This window comes from Rathayibacter festucae DSM 15932 (assembly GCF_004011135.1).
Classification (GTDB): domain Bacteria; phylum Actinomycetota; class Actinomycetes; order Actinomycetales; family Microbacteriaceae; genus Rathayibacter; species Rathayibacter festucae.
Map to the genome: position 1 here is coordinate 1,468,350 of NZ_CP028137.1, position 17,411 is coordinate 1,485,760.

The window sequence follows — 17,411 nt, forward strand, 5'->3', positions numbered from 1 at the left end:
CCGACAGGATCACGGCACTCTCAGCTCGTGCAGGGGGTCCCTGCTCGCCGCTCTCTGCGCGGGGACCAGGGCGGCGAGGACGGAGACCACGATCGCCAGAGTCCCCGTGGCGGCCAGGAAGTCGACGCCGGGAAGCGGGTCGCCGCCGGCCACCAGGAGCACGGCGGCACCCGCCGTCCCGAGCAGAGCGCCGACCGTCGCGACGAGGAGGACCTGACACACGACGAGCAGGACGATGAGGCCCCTCGTGGCGCCGAGAGCCCTCCGACGTCCGAAGTCCTTCCGTCGCATCAGGACGAGACCGTACTGCGTCGCACCGACCAGGACGGCGCCCGCGCCGGCGATGAGACCCACGAGATCTCGCCCGAAACCTCCGAGAGTGCCCTCGAGAACGGCGCGCAGGTCCGCGTACCGAGCGCTCGTGGTCACGGTGACGCCCTGCGGGTCCGTCGGAGCCAGAAGGGAGCCGATCGAACGCGTCAGCGGGCGGACCAACTCGGGTCCCTCGGCGATGACGATCACGTAGCCCACGCTCCCGGTCGAGGACGGAGGCATCGGGACCAGGACGGACGGGCCGAGGAAGGACAGGTACTCGGACCAGGCGAAGGTCCCGACGACGTCGACCCCGGCTCCACTGCCCGTCGAGACCGAGCCGGTCTCCTCGGCGAAGCCCAGTGCCGCGAGCGCCTCCTCGGACCCCCACGCCGACCCGCTGGGAGAGCGCGCCGCATCGATGCCCAGCTCTGCGAAGTCGGAGGACCACGCCGATCGAAGAGCGACCTTCCTCCCCTCCGCGATCCGGGAGTTCCCGACGTCAGTGGCATCCGAGAACGCCGCCGCCCACTGCACTCCGGAGAGTCGGGAGATCCTCTCCAGTGCGTCCGACGACAGGCCCGCCTGCGCCTCTGCTCGGACCAGGATGGAACGGGTTCCCGCCGAGTCCACGGTCGCGAGAACGCTCTGCTCCGCTCCCACGGTCCGCCCGGTCGTCAGAACGATCCCGGCGCACATCGCCACCACCATCACCAGGGTGAGGAGGGAGGTCACCGGTTGCGCGAGCGAGGAGGCGAGGGCTTCCCGGAGCACGGGCAGGACGAATCTCCGCTTCACAGGCGGATCCTCCGATCGCAGGAGGCGACGACCGTCTCGTCGTGAGTGACCACGATCACCGAGGATCCCGATCGGGCGCGCTCTCGCAGTGCGTCGACGACCACCGCCGCGGAGTCCGGATCGAGGTTCCCCGTCGGCTCGTCCGCGAGGATGATCGTCGGATCGTTGATGAGCGCCCGGCACAGTGCGATCCGCTGCGCCTGGCCGCCGGAGACCTGATGGGGTCTCGCCGAGGCGCGCAGGGCGACCCCGAAGCGCTCCATCAGCCCGTGCGCTGTGAGCTCCACTGCCGAGTCCCTGCACCCGCGATAGAGAGCCGTCTCGACGATGTTGTCGAGGACTGTCCTCGTGGGATCCAGAGCGGCGTCCTGGAAGACGAACCCGATGTTCTCGGCTCGGTACTCCGACCTCGATCGATCGCTCATGCCACTCACATCGACGCCGTCGATCCGGACTCGTCCCGATTCCGGCGTCGCCATCAGACCCAGGATGTAGAGCAGGGTCGACTTGCCCCTCCCCGACGAGCCGGTGATCGCGACCATCTCGGAGTGCGTCACGACGGCACTGAAGTCCGTCAGTATCCGCGGACCTCGTCGATAGCGGAAGTCGATGCGCTCAGCAGTGATCATCGGGGTGCAGCGTCATCACCGTGGACGCGCACTTCCGTGCCTTCCACGAGACCGGTCACGACCGAGACGCCCTTCGCTGCAGCGACGACCTCCACAGGATGTCTCCCGCCGGCCGAATCGATCACTTCGAGGTCCCCGTTCACATCGGTCCGGATGCTCGCGGTCGGGACGGTCAGACCTGACGTCTCGGGTGTCGTCGTGATGAGGACGGGGAGGAGGGTGTCCTGCGTCACATCGAGATCCGCGCACGATTCGCCGCAGATGATCTCGCCGTCCACGCCGGCGAGCGCTATCGACACCCCGACCTCGGGCTTCACCTCCTGGACGGCCGTGACCGCCCGCCAGGGCCCGTTCGGTCCGGTGATCTCCGCCGCGACTCCCACGCCGATCTGGACGGCCTGCGCCGCTGTCGCCGTGACGGAGAACGTCGGCGTCGTCGGCAGCGTCCTCGCGACGACCTCGCCGCCCGAGACCACTGCTCCTCGAGCGATGAGGGCCTCGTCGACGACCAGCCGGGTCGGCACCTCGGGCACGAAGACCAGGTCGCCCCGACGGACGACGCCGTCCACCGGATATCCCGCAGCCTTCTGCCACTCCTTGATCGCGGCCGCGGTGCGCGGTCCCGGTGCACCGTCCGCAGCGCCGCGGTAGAACCCGAGGTCGCCCAGCAGCTCCTGGAGCTGACCCACGTCCTCGCCCTCGCTCGTCCCGTCGATGTCCCGGAACGCGGGGATCACGCCGCGCGCGAGAACCACGGGCCGAAGGTCCACGGTGTAGAGCTCCTCGCCCTGATCGGCGACGTCGCCGGGCACATGATCGACCGTCGTCACCGTGCCCTTCGCCGAATTGGTCCCCGCGGGGGACTGGGTCCAGTGGGCGGTCGCCACCAGGTTCACCGACGCGCTGACAGCACCGGCTCGAGCGACAGCGGTCGTGTAGTCGGTCACCGGCACCACCTCCTCCGCGGGCGTGAAGATCACCGCGCCGGCCCACAGACCCGCCGCGCAGGCCAGCACCACCAGGCAGGCGGCGAGAGCCGCGACGGGGGAGAGAAGACGTCTCCGCGGCGATCGATCGTCTTTCACCAGCACAGTCCTTTCACCAGCAGAGTCCTTTCACCAGCAGAGTCCTTTCACCAGCAGAGGCCTTTCGCACGGAGATCGGTCGGAGGGCAGCTGTCGCCCTCCGACCGACCACGCCTGATCAGCGATCGCTGATCGAGGGCGAGAGCTCTCTTACTGGTAGCAACTCGCGCCCGAGCTGTTCAGGCTGGCCGTGCCGTTCGTTCCCACACTCCAACTCGAAACGTCGCGGAACGCCGACTGGGAGAATGTTCTGTGCGAACCCGGCAATTTGGCGGGTGAACTGAAATCCTTGCCGTAGGTCCGACCATTGGTCGACTCGTACCCGTGGAGAATCCCCCCGTCCCCGTCGCTCGACGTCGAGTAGACCGCCGAGATGCCGACTGTGCGGTTGCCCCCGCACGAATAGGACGCAGCGCTGGCCGGAGCCGGGACTATCAGCGCCAAAGCGATTCCCCCCACCAGAGCCACTGCTGCTGCTGCTGCTGCTGGACGTGCTTTCCTCATCATGTTCTCCATTCTGTTTCTGCCACGAAATCCGTGACGTGGGTGAAGGCGGTCGCAGTGATCAGGCATGTGGAGCAGTGAGGCGCTCATCACTCCCCGAAGTAGCCCGGAGGCGTCTCCGGGCAGTCCTTGTTCACCGCGAGCCACTGCGTGTCCCCGGTGGGTTCGAAACTGAGGTAGGGGTTCCACGCCTCTCGCGAATCGATGGTGTCGCGGAAGGTCTCGTAGGTGGGCGCCTCCGGCACGTCGATGCCGTGACTCTCCAGGCACTCGGAGAGGTCGTGCGCGTAGTAGTGGTAAAGGAACTCGTACTGCGCCTCGCTCGTTGCCGTGTCGAATCTCGGATCCATCGGATACTGCGATTCGCACACGAACAGGGCGATGTCGTGAGTCTGCGTCTGCTCCGTGGGGAAGGAACCGTAGTCGAGGCCGCCGTCCGGAGTGGCCTTCGTCTCCGGGAAGCCGGCCGAGACCATGCAGTCCGCGATCGATGACGTCGACTCCGCAGGATTCACGGTGCGGATCACGTCGACCTCCGGTCGGACCGCGTTCGGATACTTCACCGCCAACAGCTCCCAGGCGGCGTCCTGCTTCTCGGCCAGTGCGCGCTCCACCTCGGCAGCCGGGAGCGGAGGGACGGTCGGCCTCGGCGGCGGAGCATCCTGCGCTGAGCAGCTGGAGAGCGAACCGGCGATGACGGCGATCGAGACGACGGCAAGAGTCTTGGCCGCCGACGATCGCGGCGAGCGCTCGTGATGGATCCTCATGATGCACCTCCATCGAGGATCATACACGTATGTCAGACCTGCGGCCCGATCGGCGCGAGACGCGGCGACCTCGTCGCGGTCCGACCCCGATCGCGTCAGGAGACCGTCAAGTTTCCGGACAGGCCGCCGGGAATGCGGTAGAGATGCCCCTGGGCTCGCCGCGACGCGGGGCGCCGACGGCGGAGACGCCGCAGCTCCCTCGCCGCCCCGAGATCCGTCCCACCCGGAACCCTTGATGATCGGACCATCATGTCGACGACGACGACGACCCCCACCAGCCTCCGACGCTCCGTGTCGAACACCCTGAAGGGATCGGCGGGCAATCTCGTCGAGTGGTTCGACGTCTACGTCTACTCCGTCTTCGCCGTCTACTTCGAGTCGCAGTTCTTCGCTCCCGGCGAGAAGAACTCGACGCTCTACATCTGGGCGATCTTCGCGGTCACCTTCCTCATGCGGCCGATCGGCTCCTGGTTCTTCGGCCGCTTCGCGGACAGGCACGGGCGCCGCCTCGCGCTGACCGTCTCGGTCTCGGTGATGGCCGCCTGCTCCCTCCTCGTCGCGTTCGCGCCGACGGCCGAGTCGATCGGCGGGGGAGCGGTGGTCCTCCTGGTGCTCGCGCGCCTGCTGCAGGGCTTCGCCACCGGCGGGGAGTACGGGACGAGCGCCACCTACATGTCGGAGGCGGCGATCCCCGGCCGGCGCGGCTTCCTCTCGTCGTTCCACTACGTCACCCTCGTGGGCGGCCACGTCCTCGCCCAGCTGACGCTGCTCGTCATGGTGCTCACCCTGCCCGACGAGGCGATCTCGGCCTGGGGCTGGCGGGTGGCCTTCGGCATCGGCGGCGTCGCCGCGGTCGTCGTGTTCTGGCTCCGCCGCACCATGGACGAATCGCTGGCGACGACCCGGATCGACGCCGTCAGAGCAGGGGAGTCCCGCCGGAGCGGCTCGATGCGGGAGCTCCTCGTCCACCAGTGGCGGCCGCTGCTGCTCTGCTTCGCGGTGACGATGGGCGGCACGGTCGCCTTCTACACGTACTCGGTGACCGGCCCGAGCATCATCAAGAGCGCCTTCGCCGGAGACGACGTCGTCACGGGCACCGTCATCAACCTCATCGCCCTGACGACGCTGATGCTCCTGCAGCCGCTCGGCGGCTGGCTCTCGGACATCATCGGCCGGAAGACCCTCCTGGTCTTCTTCGGGATCGGGGGAGTGCTCTACACCTGGTTCCTCCTCACCGCCCTGCCGCAGCAGACCGCCCCGCTCGCCGCCTTCGCGATCCTGGTCGGCGGCTTCGTGATCCTCACCGGCTACACCTCCATCAACGCCGTCGTGAAGGCCCAGCTGTTCCCCACGCACGTCCGCGCCCTCGGGCTCGGCTTCGGCTACGCGCTCGCCAACTCGGTCTTCGGCGGCACCGCGCCGCTGCTCTACGCCGGCGCGCTCGGCGCCGACCAGGTGCCGGCCTTCATCGGCTACGCGACCGCCGTGATCGCCGTCTCCCTGGTGGTCTACGCGGTGTTCCTCCGCAACACCGGGCCGAACTGGCTCGACGACGAGGCCGCGATGCGGCTTCGGGAGGAGTCGAGGCGTCCGTCCTGACGGCGGCGGCCCGGCTCGGAGTCATGACGCGTCCTGGCGCTCGTGGTCGGTGGCCGGCACGATCCCGCCCGCGCTGAACGCGGATCCGACGGCGCGGAACACGCCGGCGCCGCGATGATCCGGATCATCGAGGAGACCTCGGCAGCGGGTACGGCGCGAAGCCGTGCGGCTCAGACGCGCTGAAGGACGACAGCGAGGCACAGGCCGCCGCCCAGGATCGTGAGACCGGTGACGAGCGCGGGCAGCACTCCGTCCGGGAGCGCGACGCGGTCGTGATCGGCGGTCGTGAGAAGGCGATGGTGCGCGCGGTAGCGGTGGTGGGACGCGACGAGCACCCCGATCGAGAGCAGCAGGGCTGCACCGGCAGGAAGGAGTGACCACACCCCGAGCAGAGGCGGGAGCACCCGTGCCGCGACGAGGGATCCTCCGGTGAGAGCGAGGGCGGTGCGTCGCCAGGCGAGAGCCGTCCGCTCGGGTTGCAGCCCGGCATCGAACGGGTGAGCCGCGCGGTCGGGAGAGGTCATGCGAAGACGATGGCGAGCAGCACCAGGGCGCCCGCGGTGATCACGATGACGGCGAGAGGGAGGGCGAGCCCGGCGGAGGGCAGCGGAGTGTGCAGGCGGAGTGCGCGCTCGGTGCGGATCCATCCGACCCACGCCTGGATCGGGGTGAGGATCCCGGCGGTGACGAGGAGAAGGGAAGCAGCGAGGCGGAAGCCGGTGTGCAGGCCGAGGCCGAGGGCCTCCAGGGCGACGCCGGCAGCGAGCAGAGCGAGGGCGCTGCGGATCCATGCAAGGAAGGTCCGCTCGTTCGCGAGAGTGAAGCGAGCGTCCGGTTCGTCTCCGCGCCGGTAGACCATCGCCGGGAAACGGCGCGACGCGCTCACCTGCTCGTCCGCGCGACAGTGCGGAAGCCGGCGTTGCCCATCGACGAGTCGGCCGTGTTCGACGACCGCGCTGCGTTCCGGTACCGGTTGCAGTAAGAGTCGTGGCAGAGATAGGAGCCGCCCCGCAGGACGCGAACGGTTCCCCGGATCGGGCCGGCCGGGTCGTTCTCGGGAGAGACGGCGTAGTACCGCGGGTCCCACCAGTCCGCGCACCACTCCCACACGTTCCCGACGGTCTGCCAGAGGCCGTAGGCGTTGGGGTCGTAGCTCCGGACCGGAGCGGTCGTGAGGTAGCCGTCCTCGAGGGTGTTCTCGACGGGGAACACGCCCTGCCAGATGTTCATCCGGGTCTCGTCCCGCTCCTCTCCCCAGGGATAGCGAGCGCCGTCGAGTCCGCCACGGGACGCCGCTTCCCACTGCGCCTCGGTCGGCAGCGCGCGCCCGGCCCACTCGCAGTACGCCTGTGCGTCGTTCCAGCTGATGTGCACGACGGGATGGTCCTGCAGGTCGAGCACGTCCGACTCTCCGCCTCCGGGATGAGCCCAGTCGGCTCCCGCCACCGCGACCCACCAGGGCGTGCCGCTGACGGGACCGATGATGTCGGCGGCTGGAGCGGCGAGAGCCAGGTGGAACACCGCCGAGGAGCCGTAGCGCTCGGCGTCGGTGCGGTAGTCCGTCGCTCCGATGAATCTCGCGAAGTCTCCGTTCGTGACGCTCGTCGCGTCGATCGCGAACGCCGCGAGGGACACCGGATGCACGGGAGTCTCTCCGTCCCCCCTCCGGCCGTCTCCTCGGGCGTCGCCCATCAGGAACCGCTGCGCCGGGATGCGGACCTGCTCGATCAGGTGAGCGGACCGCGCGGAGGCGGAGGCGAGCGGCCCGGGTGCGGGGGCCGGGAGGAGCGCCTTCGCTTCGGGTCGGGCGGGTGCGCAGCAGGCGGGCGCTGCGTCGGTGTCCGTGCGGGGGTTCATCGTCACTCCTCGGTGTCGTCAGCAGGATCGGTGTGGTCAGCAGGATCCGTGTCGTCAGCAGGATCCGTGTCCCCAGCCATCGTGGCGAGGAGGGCCGCGTCGAACGCCGCGAGCTGCACGGCGGCGTCCGCGCCGGAAGCTCGTCCTCGGACGCGATTCCGGAGCCGGATCGTCAGCGAGTAGCTGAGGGGGAGGCGCCGACCGCCATCGGAGAGTATCCCGACGTAGAGCTCACCGGCGGCACGGGAGAGCAGGGGATCGGAGGTCGTCGGTGAGGTGAGTACAGCCCGCGCCTCGATCCCGATGAGGCCGAGCAGCAGAGCGTCCTTCGAGCCGAAGTGATGGAGGAGGCCGGTCGTGCTGAGCTCGGCCCTCCGAGCGACGGCGCTGACGGTCACGCCGGTGAGCCCCCTCGAGGTGAGGCAGGCGAGGGCGGCGTGCAGGATGCGCTGTCGCGTCGTGCGACCGGCGAGGTAGCGGCCTCGGGGATGCCGCTCGCCCCGCCTTGTCGTGAGGACCGGACGGGACGAGCGCGGGGGAGTGCGGATCACGGCGGCTCAGACGCGGGCGAGCGCCGCGCGCCGGTTCAACTCGGCCTCGACGCGGCGGACGTCGCGCGGATACACGACGTAGAGCGCACCGAGCACGACCGCGTTGAGGAGCATGGCGCCGACGAGGACGTAGAGGAACACGCCCTGCAGGCCGAGGGTGAGCGCCAGCGTTCCGGCACCGAGGGAGAAGACGGCCCAGCCCACGGTCTCGAAGACGGTCAGCCAGATCGCGAACGCCTGGCCTCGCAGCTCCGGGAGGACGACGGAGGAGACGATCGGCCGGTTGACCGGCGGGTTCATGCCCTGCGCGAGGCCCATCAGCGCCCAGAAGACGCTGTAGACACCGATGTTCTCGTGCGGCTGCTGCGTGGCGAAGAACGCGGCGACCGCGAAGAACACCTGCGCCAGCTGGATGAACGCGACGCGGCCGCGGAGGCCCAGCGTGCGGTCCAGCACCGGGATCGTCCATCCGCCGCCGATCGTGCCGACGATGTAGCCGAGACCGAAGGGGAGCAGCACGAGAGCGGCGACGGGGTTCTCGAAGCCGCGCTCGACGACGAGGAACTGGATCCCGAAGATGGTGATGAGCAGGTGCCCGGACAGCAGCCGGGAGAGCATCATGATCGAGAACGTCGGGATCGTGAACAGCGACAGCACGGACCGGACGGTGACCTTCTGCTTGGCGCGCTCGCTCTCGTCCAGGGTCGCGAGCTGGGCTTCGGAGGCGCCGACACCGGGGTCACGGAACACCAGGCGCACCAGGATCCCGGACAGGATGCAGACCGCGCCGATCGTCCACATCCCGTACCGCCAGCCGTCGGTGAGGCCGGTGAACAGGGCGATGGCGGGGCCGACCACGGAGGCGATCCCGCTGACGCCACCGTAGAAGTAGCCGACCGCCTTCGAGCGGTTCGCGTCGTCGAAGGAGTCCGAGATGACGGCGTTCGCGATGGGGGAGCCGCCGATGAGGCTGGCGGACATCAGCGTCGCGAAGATCAGGAGCTGGATCCAGTCCTGCGAGAAGCCCGCGGCGATGCCGAACATCCCGCCGATGACGGTGGTGAGGACGAGGGCGGCGCGGCGCCCGATCCTGGAGGCGAGCCACACCCAGAAGGGCCCGGCCGGTACCGCGATCACCTTGCCCGCGGCGGCGAGGACACCGAGGTGCCCGCTGTTCAGGCTCAGGGCTGCGGCGATGGAGGGGAACAGGGTGGTGGTGAGGCCGGCCTCGGTGTTGTCGACGACGGTGACGCCGGTCAGGGTGGCGAGGTTGCGCCAGCGGTGCGGCACCTTCACGGGAGCGGCGGGGATGCCGGTCGGGGCGCTGGTGGTGGTGGGCAGGGAGGTGTTCATCAGGAGGTCCTGTCTTCGTCGTCAGGTGCAGAGGGTGCACCGCAGGGCGGCGCCACGCAGGTGGTGACGCCGCTCGGGGATGCGAGGGGAGTGGCGCCGGCGGGATGGCCGGCGGAGGGGGGCGCCTTCTCAGGCGGTGACGGGGACGAGCTTCGTGAGTGCGTCGCCGAGGTCGAGGAGCTGTGCGGTGGTCAGGGCGGCCGATCGGGCGAGGTCGAGGACGCTCATGCCGATCGGGACGGAGACGGGCTCGGTGGAGACGAGTCCGGGGACGTGCGCCTCGAGCGCGGAGCGGGCTCCGGGCACGGCGAGGAGGTCGACGAGGGGCAGCAGGAGCAGCTCGTGAGCGGCGAGATCCTCCGCGCGCGGAAGGGGCTCCGCTACGGCCACGGCACGCTCTCGCTGCGCACGCACGAGCAGGTGCTCCCTGCCCGGCTCGCCCTCGGCCGGGAGTCCGAGTCGTGCGAACTGCGAGCCGGGAGCATCGGCGGCGCGCAGGGCGTCGACGAGCAGCCGCATCATGCGCAGCTCGGCCTCGTCATCCACGAGCGGGTGCTCCTGGCCGGGGTCGGTCGAGAGGTCGAAGAGGAGGGTGCCGTGCTGCCACGGGTTCATCCAGCCCGGCGTCGCGGGCATCCGCATCGTGCGGACGCCCTTCGTGAAGGGGAGCGGCTCGGACGGCTCCCAGGCCGTCAGCTCCGCCGGCGCGAACCGGGAGCGCATGTGGGTGGGCATCAGCGTGTACTCCTCGAGCGGAGTGTTCGACTGCTCCGCCGCCGCGCGCATGTACACGTAGCGGCCGTCCGTCACGTTGACGTGACCGCCGTGGATCCCGAACAGCACCGAGTCGCGGGTCAGCGCCTCCTCCGGCAGGGCGAGGTCGATGCCCTGCATGTCGGGGGTGGGCTGCAGGTCGAAGAAGCGCAGCAGGGTCGGCGCGATGTCGATGGTCTGCGCGAGCTCGCCGCGGCGGGTGTCCCGCTCGGCCGTGCGCGGGTCCCAGAGGAACATCGGCAGATGCACGAGCTCGTTGTACCAGGGCTGGACGGACTTGGCCCACCAGCCGTGCTCGCCGAGGAGGAACCCGTGGTCGGTGTTCACGATCAGCATCGTGTCGTCCCACAGGTCGTGCTCGTCCATCGCGTCGAGCACCCGGCCCAGCGAGCGGTCGCACATCGAGACCAGCGCCGCGTACTCGAGGCGGGCGTGCTCGACCTGCGACTCGGGCTCGGTCACCTTCTGGTAGCCCGGCCAGTCGAAGACGGGTCCGTCGTACTCGTGCGGGTACCTGTCCTTGTACTGCTGGTGCGCGAAGAACGGCTCGTGCGGATCGAACAGCTCGATCTGCAGCATCCACCGGTCCGCGTCCGCGTTCGTGTCGAGGAAGTGCAGCCCCGCGTCGACGGTGAGCGTCTGCGAGTGCTCGGCCTCGGTCGGCATGTAGGAGCGGTTGACGACGTCCTGGCGCAGCATCCGCTGATGCACCGGCGCGGACGGATCGACCTCGGACACGTGTCCCTTCCAGGGGTCGCCCTCCTGGCCGCGGAAGAACTCCCAGGTCGAGTAGCGCGTGTGATAGGTCGCACCGCCGTCCTCCCAGTAGTGCGGGTGGTCGCTCGCCAGGTGAGTGTGGACGCCGGCGTCGCGCAGCAGCTCCGGCATCGAGTCGTCGAAGGGCTCCAGCGGACCCCAGGACCGGTGCAGGAAGTTGTAGCGGCCGGTGTGCATCTCCCGGCGCGCCGGCATGCAGGGCATCGAACCGGCGTAGAAGTTGTCGAAGGTCGCCGCGCGCGCCGCGAGACGGGCGAAGTTCGGGGCGTCGACGATCGTGTCGGCGTACGGCGAGAGGAGGTGGCGGTTGAGGCTGTCGAACATCAGCACGATCGCCTTCACAGTTCTGCTCCGATCCCCGTGGCGAGGGGCGGAAGCGGGGGGAGGGGTGCACCCTCCGGCGCGTCGAGGAGGAGCGACCGCAGAGCGATGCAGCGGGCGACGTGCGCGTCCTTGGACTGGGCGCCACCCTGGTGCTGCCATTCGGCGACCAGCTCGGCCAGCTCCGGATCGAAGGGGATCGAGGTCTCGACGTCGGCCCGGCGGTCGCGGTTGCGGTACAGCGCGATCTCGTGCTGACGCGCCTCGATCTCGACGTCGAGCAGATGCAGCAGCTGCTCCCGGGTCATGAAGCCCGCGAAGGCGATCCGGACGCCCAGGTCGGGGTCCTCGAACCGCGTCGGCGGAGTGTAGGGACCGGTCAGCCAGTCGAGGAAGATCGTCGAACCCTCCTCGGTCACCCGGTAGGTCTTCGCATCGGTGGCACCGGGCCGGCTCTCGACGGTGTGGCTCACCCAGCCGCGCTCCTCCATGCCCGCCAGCGCACGGTAGACCTGGCTCATCTGCGTGTTGGACCGCAGGAAGCGGCCGTGCGTGTCCATGAACTTCTTCAGTTCGTACCCGGTGCTCGGGTGCCGCAGCAGCACTCCGAGAAGAACGTTCTCGAGCTTCATCGTCTCGCCTCTCCGCATCACGACTCCGTGATCTCCTGAGGAGACCATGACACAAGTGGAACCTGCCCGTCAAGGTTTCCATTCACTTTGTGTCACGCTCAACGGGAGCGCGGCCGACTCACGCGCGCCTGCGCCTCGGCCGAGCACATCCCGCCGCAGCGATCTCCCGCTGTCGGCCGACATCGTGCGACAGGAGGCGCCGGAGACCCCGCGGGATCGGCCGTGTCGGATTCACCCGTCGGATCGCGTCGCGTTGCCCGCCCGGCCCGCGCCCCACGCCGCGCCGAGGCCGAAGAGCGTGTCCACGCCGTAGTGCTCCATCGCGGCGGAGATGCGGCGGCGGCCGGTGCGGGGGTTGATGCCGAGGCGGTTGGAGGCGCTGTCGAGGGTGTTGCCCTGCTGCATCAGGCGGAGGAGCGGCAGCCAGGAGTGCTCGTCGCTGCCCAGCGGGTCCGCGCGCTGCCAGAGCTCGTCGAAGTAGGCGCGGACGATGTTCGCGAGTCCTGCGTGGCGGACTCCGAGCACGCTCGTCGGGGTCGCCTCGCCCCAGACGAAGGGGAGCGCGATGTGGTCGCCGTCGACCCAGAACCAGCCCGGCGGCCGGTCGAGCGAGCGGTACTCCAGCCCGACCCGTCCGTAGACGGCCATCCGCTCGAGCACTCGCGGGTCGGCCGCCGCGGACGACGGGACGATGATGCGCACCGCGTCCCTCTCCTGCAGCGCGTCACCGAAGCGGACGGCCCGGTCGATCGGCGCCGTCATCAGCCGGTCGATGCTGGCGAACACCGCGACGAGGGAGCCCGACGGGGTGCCGACGAGCTCCCACAGCAGGTCCTCCGCGGCGTAGGGCCCGTGACGCAGCACCGTGGGCACCAGGTCGGCCGCCGCCTCGCCCGTCGACCAGGCGCGGAGCACGGTGGGCAGGTTCTCCAGGATCTTCTCGATGCCGGACATGGCGTCCTCGGCCGCGACCCGGACCCGGCGGGTGTGCACCGAGACGGCCTCGTTCGCCCAGTCCGCGGGCGGGGGATAGGCCAGCAGGTCGCCCGCGCCGCCGATGAGTCCGCGGTCGCGGAGCCGCTGCACGGCCGCCGCGACCTGCTCGGGCTCGAGGTGGGTCGCGAGCACCGCGTCCTCGAGCGTGGCGGGCCGCCCGCGCAGCAGGATGCCCAGCAGGGTCTCGTCGTCCATGACTCCCTCTCGGTGACGAACAGTCCGTCTCGGCACGACAGTGCCGGGACGACGGCGCGCCCACAAGGCGCTCCGGGAGCCGCCCGGACCTGGTAGGGCTGTCCTGTTCGCGTGATCAGGGGGCGCGCTCAGCGGGCGCGGTCGGCGGCGGTGGCCCGCGTCAGGCGCTCCGGGTCGTCCGCTGGAGCAGGTGGCGCGCGACGTCGACGGCGAGCCCGCGGTCGTGGGTGAGCACGAAGTCGTAGAGCCCGGCCGCGTGCCGAGCCGGATCGACCTCCCGCGCGACGAGGGTCGCGGCGAAGTCGGCGGTCAGGACGACGACGTCCCACTCCGCCGCGAGCGGCTCGTCCTCGTCGATCTCCTGCACCCGGATGGCGGTGGAGAGGGAGTCCGGCGCTCCCGCCGCGAAGGCGAAGACCAGAGCGCACTCCTCGGCCAGCGCCGCGTAGCGGACGGCGGTGCGCGGCGTGAGGTTCGACCCCTGCTGGAAGGTCGAGAGGAGGATCGCGGAGTCCCCGCTCGCTCGCGCACGCGCCTCGAGGAAGTGGCTCATCTGCAGGAGCAGGTCGCGGGAGGAGCGGCGGCTGGGCAGCACGGAGGCCACGATCTCGAAGGGCGTCCCCGCGCCCGCCTCGTCCGCCGCGGGCTCGACGACGTGCCGGAGGAGCGAGGCGGAGGGCGCCGCCGGGACGACCGGGGACGGCCGGCCGAGGAGCCAGCCCTGCCCGTGGGTCGCGCCGATCGCCCGCGCGGTGAGCAGATGCTCCTCGGTCTCGATGCCCTCCGCCACGACGACCACGTCGCGCGCCGCCGTCAGCGTGTTCACGGTGCTCATGATCCGGGCGGCGTCGGTGTCCGCGTGCCCCTGGATGATGCGCATGTCGATCTTGATCACGTCGGGATCGATCAGCGGCAGCAGGGCGAGGGACGCGGGGTCGGTCCCGAGATCGTCGATGGCGATCGCGTGGCCGGCCCGGCGCGCCTCCTCGATCACCGCGAGCAGACCACCGGGCGAGGCCAGGAGGGCGCGCTCGGTCACCTCCAGGACGATCGGCGCGGGGGAGGCGACCTGCTCGAGGAGGCCCCCGCGCAGCGAGTCCGCCTCCACGTTCACGAAGAGCGCGTGCGGAGTCGTGAGGCCCGCCGCGGTCGCGGAGCCGAAGGCGCTCCGCCAGCAGGCGCCGTCGAACTCGGCGATCCGGCCATCGGCCTGCGCTGCCTCGAGGAGCTCGAACGGGAACGCGTCCCCGCCGGCCCCCTGGACCCGCGTCAGCGCCTCGTACGCCGCCGGCCGACGAGTGGTGAGGTCGACGATCGGCTGGAAGACGGTCGTCAGGACGGGGGAGTGCACGGCCGCGATTCTACGGGCGGGACGGCGGGCCGCCTCCAGCGCACGGCCTCGCCGACCGGCCCCTTCCGGGGGCGGCCGAGGACTCGCTGCGTCCCCGGCGCCGGGGCGAGCCGGCTGCCCGGAGGGGCGTCAGCGACGGGAGCGGCCGAGCGCCTCCTGCAGGAGGGGCCGGAGGGCGTCGCCGTCGACGCCGCGCACGACGGGGACGCCGGCCACCTCGTCGACGTCCGGCGCCGCTCCGGGATGGGCCGGCGCGACCCGGCGGAGGGCGATCGCGGTGACGGCGTCCGGGTGGCGGCGGGCGAAGTCGCTGTAGAGCTGCGGGTCGTGCTCGCCGTCGTCGCCGACGAGGACCCAGGAGAGGTGGGGGAGGTCCTCGCGCAGGCGGGCGAGGCAGTCCCGCTTGTGCTCCTCGCCGTCGCGGAACCACCGCCGCGGGCTCGTGCCCCAGTCGGTCATCAGGACCGGCCCGGCGGGGAAGCCGCGCCGGGCGAGGAACCGCGAGACGACGCCCGCCAGATTCCACGGCCCGTTGCTGACGTAGACGACGGCGGTCCCGTCCTGCCCGGCGATCGCCTCCTGCAGCAGCTCCGCCATCCCCGGCACCGATCGCCGGGTGGCGCTCGTCGTCGAGAAGGTCCGCCAGGCCGCGCGCGCCGGATGCGAGATCCCGGTCACCCACACCGTGTCGTCCACGTCGCAGACCACCCCGCGGGCCGGCTCCGAGGTGACGACGTGCACCGTCACCGGGACGGGAGCGCGACCGGCGACGTGCAGCAGGGCCTCCGCCGGCCCGGGCTCGAGCCCGTCGGGCACCGCGAAGCGCGCGTCGACGATCCCCGCGCCGTCGCTCGTCCCCGTGGCGCTCGCGCCCGCGAACTCGATCCGCACCGGCACTCCGGGGCTCTCGAGGGTGAGCAGGCGATGCCAGGCGCGCAGTCCCCGCCGCGCGGACGGCTCCACCGCGGCCGGGGCGAGGACGACCCGCGCCAGGATCCGCGCCGTTCCCGCGCTCGCGTAGCCGGAGAAGGGGAGCAGCGCGGGGAACCAGCCCTGCTTCCGGGCCCGAGCGGAGAGACGATCGCGCAGCCCGGTCTCGGCGCGGTTCGCGACGGAGAGCGAGACGCTGCCGAGGCGGCGGAGGACACGGGGCGGAGTGGGCATGGGGCACGCTACCCCGGGCCCCGCTCGGGCGCGAGGAGAGCCGACCGCTCGGCCGGCCGGGACCCTCGCGGACCGCCGATGTCGGTGGTCGTTCGTAGCCTGCTGAGCAGACTCGATCATCCGGTCGAGGCCTTCTCCCGACCGTGAGGACTTCTCCAGCTCGTGGGCACACTGCTCTACGGATCCCCGCCCGTCCCCTTCCAGTTCGACGATCGCGCGCTCGTCCACCTCCAGGCGGTGATCCTCGCGAAGCTCCGTCGCGGCGAGGGCTTCTGCTTCCAGCTCCCGATCGGCGCGGCACTCGGCCACGGCCGCCGCACGCTCTGGATGCACCCGTCGACCGCACTCGCCTTCACCCTCCGCGGCACCGCCGAGGTCGCCCCGAACCCGCTCTGGCTGCGCGCCCTGATGGCGGAGGCGAACAGCAGCCGAGGCCTGAGCGTGCTGCCGGAGCCTCCGGTGACGGCGCCCGCGCCCTGAACTCAGGGGGCGGTCAGCGAGCTCTCCATGCGTGCTTTCACCGCTGCGTGGCCCGAGCCTCGACGAACGCGCAGCACGCGACTGGTACGCGGGAGCAACGGTGGACCGTGCCCGGTCGCGGAACATGCGCTCCCGCCCGCTCGCTGCGCAGACATCCGATAATGCACATTATGTCATTTCGGATCGACGTGAGATGAACTGGACTTCGCTCTGAATCGAAGGAGCAGTCCCCGTCGGGGCCGCGCTCGATCTTCGGAAGGCGGGTCAGCCGCCGACGGGCCACTGCACGGGGACCGCCAGTCGCCTCCGCTCGGGCGCTGCGCCACGACGCGATAGCCGGTCGATCAGGAGATCGGCCGCCTCCCGCCCGAGCTGCTCGCCGTCGACGTCGACCGCGGGCACCCCGACCAGACCGAGCGCGTCGACGATCGAGCGCTCCGAGCTCACGACGAGCCCCTCCGGCACCCCGCCCGACGACAGCAGCGCGTACTGCACGCCGAGGCCGAGTGCGGTCGCGTAGGGCACGACGGCTGTCGCTCCGGAGTCACGCACCGCCGCCGCGGTGCCCACTCCCGCTGCGAACGTGGCCGGGAACGGGCCCAGCACGGTCAGCTCCACTCCCCCGCGCCGAGCCGCCTCGCGGACCGCGGCCGCGCGCTGCCGGTCCTGCCATGACCCGTCCGGCCCGCCGATGTAGAGCACGCGCTCGTGACCGTCGGCCGCGAAGCGCTCGACGAGCGCGCCGAACGCCGAGGCGGTGTCGGCGACGACGGAGGCTATCCCGTCGACCTCGCGGTCGACCAGCACGGTCGGCTTGTGCGATCCCGCGGCGAGCAGCAGCTCGTCGCTGCCGCGCGGCGCGACCACGATGAAGCCGTCGACCTGGCGCGAGAGGCGGTCGAACGCCTCGAGCTCGCGCACCGCCTCGAGGGGGTGCACGGCCACGGTGAGCTGCAGGCCGTCCTCGTCGGCGCGCCGCTGGGCGCCCCCGATGATCGGGGTGAAGAAAGCGTTGTCGAGAGTCGGCACGACCAGTGCGACGACGCCGGTGCGGCCGCGCGCCAGCTGTCGCGCGGCGGAGTTGGGGATGAAGCCGAGCTTGGCCGCGGCGCTGAGCACCCGCGCGGCCGTGTCGGGAGAGACGACTTCGGGGCGGGAGAGCGTGCGCGACGCGGTCGCCTTGGACACCCCGGCGAGAGCGGCGACATCGGCGAGCGTGGCCATGTGCTCCCCTTTCGCTCTCCCGTGATCATAGGGGCATCCCTG

17 protein-coding genes are annotated in these 17,411 nt (G+C 70.9%); 2 read left to right on the top strand and 15 right to left on the bottom strand.

The genetic code is table 11. From position 1 onward, the window contains the following. Positions 1–9: 9 nt before the first annotated feature. The 4 genes from C1I64_RS06770 to C1I64_RS06785 form a co-directional block, all read right to left on the bottom strand. Positions 10–1,110 (bottom strand): ABC transporter permease, encoded by a 1,101-nt coding sequence (locus C1I64_RS06770; protein ID WP_127886672.1) that lies wholly within the window; start codon positions 1,108–1,110, stop codon positions 10–12. Next, the gene (locus C1I64_RS06775; RefSeq protein ID WP_127886673.1) at positions 1,107–1,739 is read right to left on the bottom strand and encodes an ABC transporter ATP-binding protein; all 633 of its coding nucleotides are present in this window, start codon (positions 1,737–1,739) and stop codon (positions 1,107–1,109) included. Before C1I64_RS06775 ends, C1I64_RS06770 begins: the two co-directional genes overlap by 4 nt. Then, a complete protein-coding gene (locus tag C1I64_RS06780) occupies positions 1,736–2,824 on the bottom strand; it encodes a peptidoglycan-binding domain-containing protein (protein ID WP_164874473.1) in 1,089 nt (362 codons plus the stop codon). Before C1I64_RS06780 ends, C1I64_RS06775 begins: the two co-directional genes overlap by 4 nt. Before the next feature lie 593 nt (positions 2,825–3,417). Next, on the bottom strand, positions 3,418–4,095 hold the full coding sequence (locus C1I64_RS06785; RefSeq protein WP_127886675.1) for a hypothetical protein: 678 nt from the start codon (positions 4,093–4,095) through the stop codon (positions 3,418–3,420). Positions 4,096–4,386: 291 nt separating this feature from the next. Here C1I64_RS06785 and C1I64_RS06790 point away from each other — a divergent pair, with 291 nt between their 5' ends. Beyond that, positions 4,387–5,694 (top strand): MFS transporter, encoded by a 1,308-nt coding sequence (locus tag C1I64_RS06790; RefSeq protein WP_244209416.1) that lies wholly within the window; start codon positions 4,387–4,389, stop codon positions 5,692–5,694. Between the two features lie 170 nt (positions 5,695–5,864). Here the strand turns inward: C1I64_RS06790 and C1I64_RS06795 are convergent, their stop codons facing one another. From C1I64_RS06795 to C1I64_RS06840, 10 genes are all read right to left on the bottom strand, one after another. Then, the gene (locus C1I64_RS06795; RefSeq protein ID WP_127886677.1) at positions 5,865–6,218 is read right to left on the bottom strand and encodes a DUF202 domain-containing protein; all 354 of its coding nucleotides are present in this window, start codon (positions 6,216–6,218) and stop codon (positions 5,865–5,867) included. Then, on the bottom strand, positions 6,215–6,553 hold the full coding sequence (locus C1I64_RS06800) for a YidH family protein (RefSeq protein WP_127888483.1): 339 nt from the start codon (positions 6,551–6,553) through the stop codon (positions 6,215–6,217). Before C1I64_RS06800 ends, C1I64_RS06795 begins: the two co-directional genes overlap by 4 nt. Before the next feature lie 23 nt (positions 6,554–6,576). Next, positions 6,577–7,551 carry a formylglycine-generating enzyme family protein gene (locus tag C1I64_RS06805; RefSeq protein ID WP_127886678.1) on the bottom strand — a complete coding sequence of 325 codons (975 nt, stop codon included), beginning with the start codon at positions 7,549–7,551 and terminating at the stop codon, positions 6,577–6,579. Between the two features lie 2 nt (positions 7,552–7,553). Then, positions 7,554–8,102 (bottom strand): TetR/AcrR family transcriptional regulator, encoded by a 549-nt coding sequence (locus tag C1I64_RS06810; RefSeq protein ID WP_127886679.1) that lies wholly within the window; start codon positions 8,100–8,102, stop codon positions 7,554–7,556. A gap of 6 nt (positions 8,103–8,108) precedes the next feature. Continuing rightward, the gene (locus tag C1I64_RS06815; RefSeq protein WP_127886680.1) at positions 8,109–9,455 is read right to left on the bottom strand and encodes an MFS transporter; all 1,347 of its coding nucleotides are present in this window, start codon (positions 9,453–9,455) and stop codon (positions 8,109–8,111) included. Positions 9,456–9,584: 129 nt separating this feature from the next. Continuing rightward, positions 9,585–11,348 carry a sulfatase gene (locus C1I64_RS06820; RefSeq protein WP_127886681.1) on the bottom strand — a complete coding sequence of 588 codons (1,764 nt, stop codon included), beginning with the start codon at positions 11,346–11,348 and terminating at the stop codon, positions 9,585–9,587. Beyond that, positions 11,345–11,959 carry a PadR family transcriptional regulator gene (locus tag C1I64_RS06825; protein ID WP_127886682.1) on the bottom strand — a complete coding sequence of 205 codons (615 nt, stop codon included), beginning with the start codon at positions 11,957–11,959 and terminating at the stop codon, positions 11,345–11,347. The genes C1I64_RS06820 and C1I64_RS06825 overlap by 4 nt, the downstream gene beginning before the upstream one ends. A 231-nt stretch (positions 11,960–12,190) precedes the next feature. Continuing rightward, complete coding sequence (locus tag C1I64_RS06830) at positions 12,191–13,150, bottom strand: hypothetical protein (RefSeq protein WP_127886683.1); 960 nt, start codon at positions 13,148–13,150, stop codon at positions 12,191–12,193. 160 nt (positions 13,151–13,310) lie between these two features. After that, entirely contained in the window at positions 13,311–14,501 is a 1,191-nt protein-coding gene (locus C1I64_RS06835; protein ID WP_127886684.1) for a sensor domain-containing phosphodiesterase, read from the bottom strand. Between the two features lie 129 nt (positions 14,502–14,630). Further along, positions 14,631–15,665: an App1 family protein gene (locus C1I64_RS06840; protein ID WP_164874474.1), complete on the bottom strand. Its 1,035-nt coding sequence runs from the start codon at positions 15,663–15,665 to the stop codon at positions 14,631–14,633. Between the two features lie 162 nt (positions 15,666–15,827). Between C1I64_RS06840 and C1I64_RS06845 the strand changes: the two genes are divergently transcribed. Further along, positions 15,828–16,145, top strand: coding sequence for a DUF7882 family protein (locus C1I64_RS06845; RefSeq protein ID WP_208645092.1), 318 nt, complete (start codon positions 15,828–15,830; stop codon positions 16,143–16,145). A gap of 264 nt (positions 16,146–16,409) precedes the next feature. On the opposite strand, the gene C1I64_RS06850 is transcribed toward C1I64_RS06845, so the two are convergent. Then, positions 16,410–17,369: a LacI family DNA-binding transcriptional regulator gene (locus C1I64_RS06850; protein ID WP_127886686.1), complete on the bottom strand. Its 960-nt coding sequence runs from the start codon at positions 17,367–17,369 to the stop codon at positions 16,410–16,412. Between the last annotated feature and the right edge of the window lie 42 nt (positions 17,370–17,411).

Bases quoted from the DNA above. Each gene is read 5' to 3' on its own strand.
- C1I64_RS06775 (WP_127886673.1), bottom strand. From the start codon at position 1,739: ATGATCACTGCTGAGCGCATCGACTTCCGCTATCGACGAGGTCCGCGG.
- C1I64_RS06785 (WP_127886675.1), bottom strand. From the start codon at position 4,095: ATGAGGATCCATCACGAGCGCTCGCCGCGATCGTCGGCGGCCAAGACT.
- C1I64_RS06795 (WP_127886677.1), bottom strand. From the start codon at position 6,218: ATGACCTCTCCCGACCGCGCGGCTCACCCGTTCGATGCCGGGCTGCAA.
- C1I64_RS06800 (WP_127888483.1), bottom strand. From the start codon at position 6,553: ATGGTCTACCGGCGCGGAGACGAACCGGACGCTCGCTTCACTCTCGCG.
- C1I64_RS06805 (WP_127886678.1), bottom strand. From the start codon at position 7,551: ATGAACCCCCGCACGGACACCGACGCAGCGCCCGCCTGCTGCGCACCC.
- C1I64_RS06815 (WP_127886680.1), bottom strand. From the start codon at position 9,455: ATGAACACCTCCCTGCCCACCACCACCAGCGCCCCGACCGGCATCCCC.
- C1I64_RS06825 (WP_127886682.1), bottom strand. From the start codon at position 11,959: ATGAAGCTCGAGAACGTTCTTCTCGGAGTGCTGCTGCGGCACCCGAGC.
- C1I64_RS06830 (WP_127886683.1), bottom strand. From the start codon at position 13,150: ATGGACGACGAGACCCTGCTGGGCATCCTGCTGCGCGGGCGGCCCGCC.
- C1I64_RS06840 (WP_164874474.1), bottom strand. From the start codon at position 15,665: ATGCCCACTCCGCCCCGTGTCCTCCGCCGCCTCGGCAGCGTCTCGCTC.
- C1I64_RS06850 (WP_127886686.1), bottom strand. From the start codon at position 17,369: ATGGCCACGCTCGCCGATGTCGCCGCTCTCGCCGGGGTGTCCAAGGCG.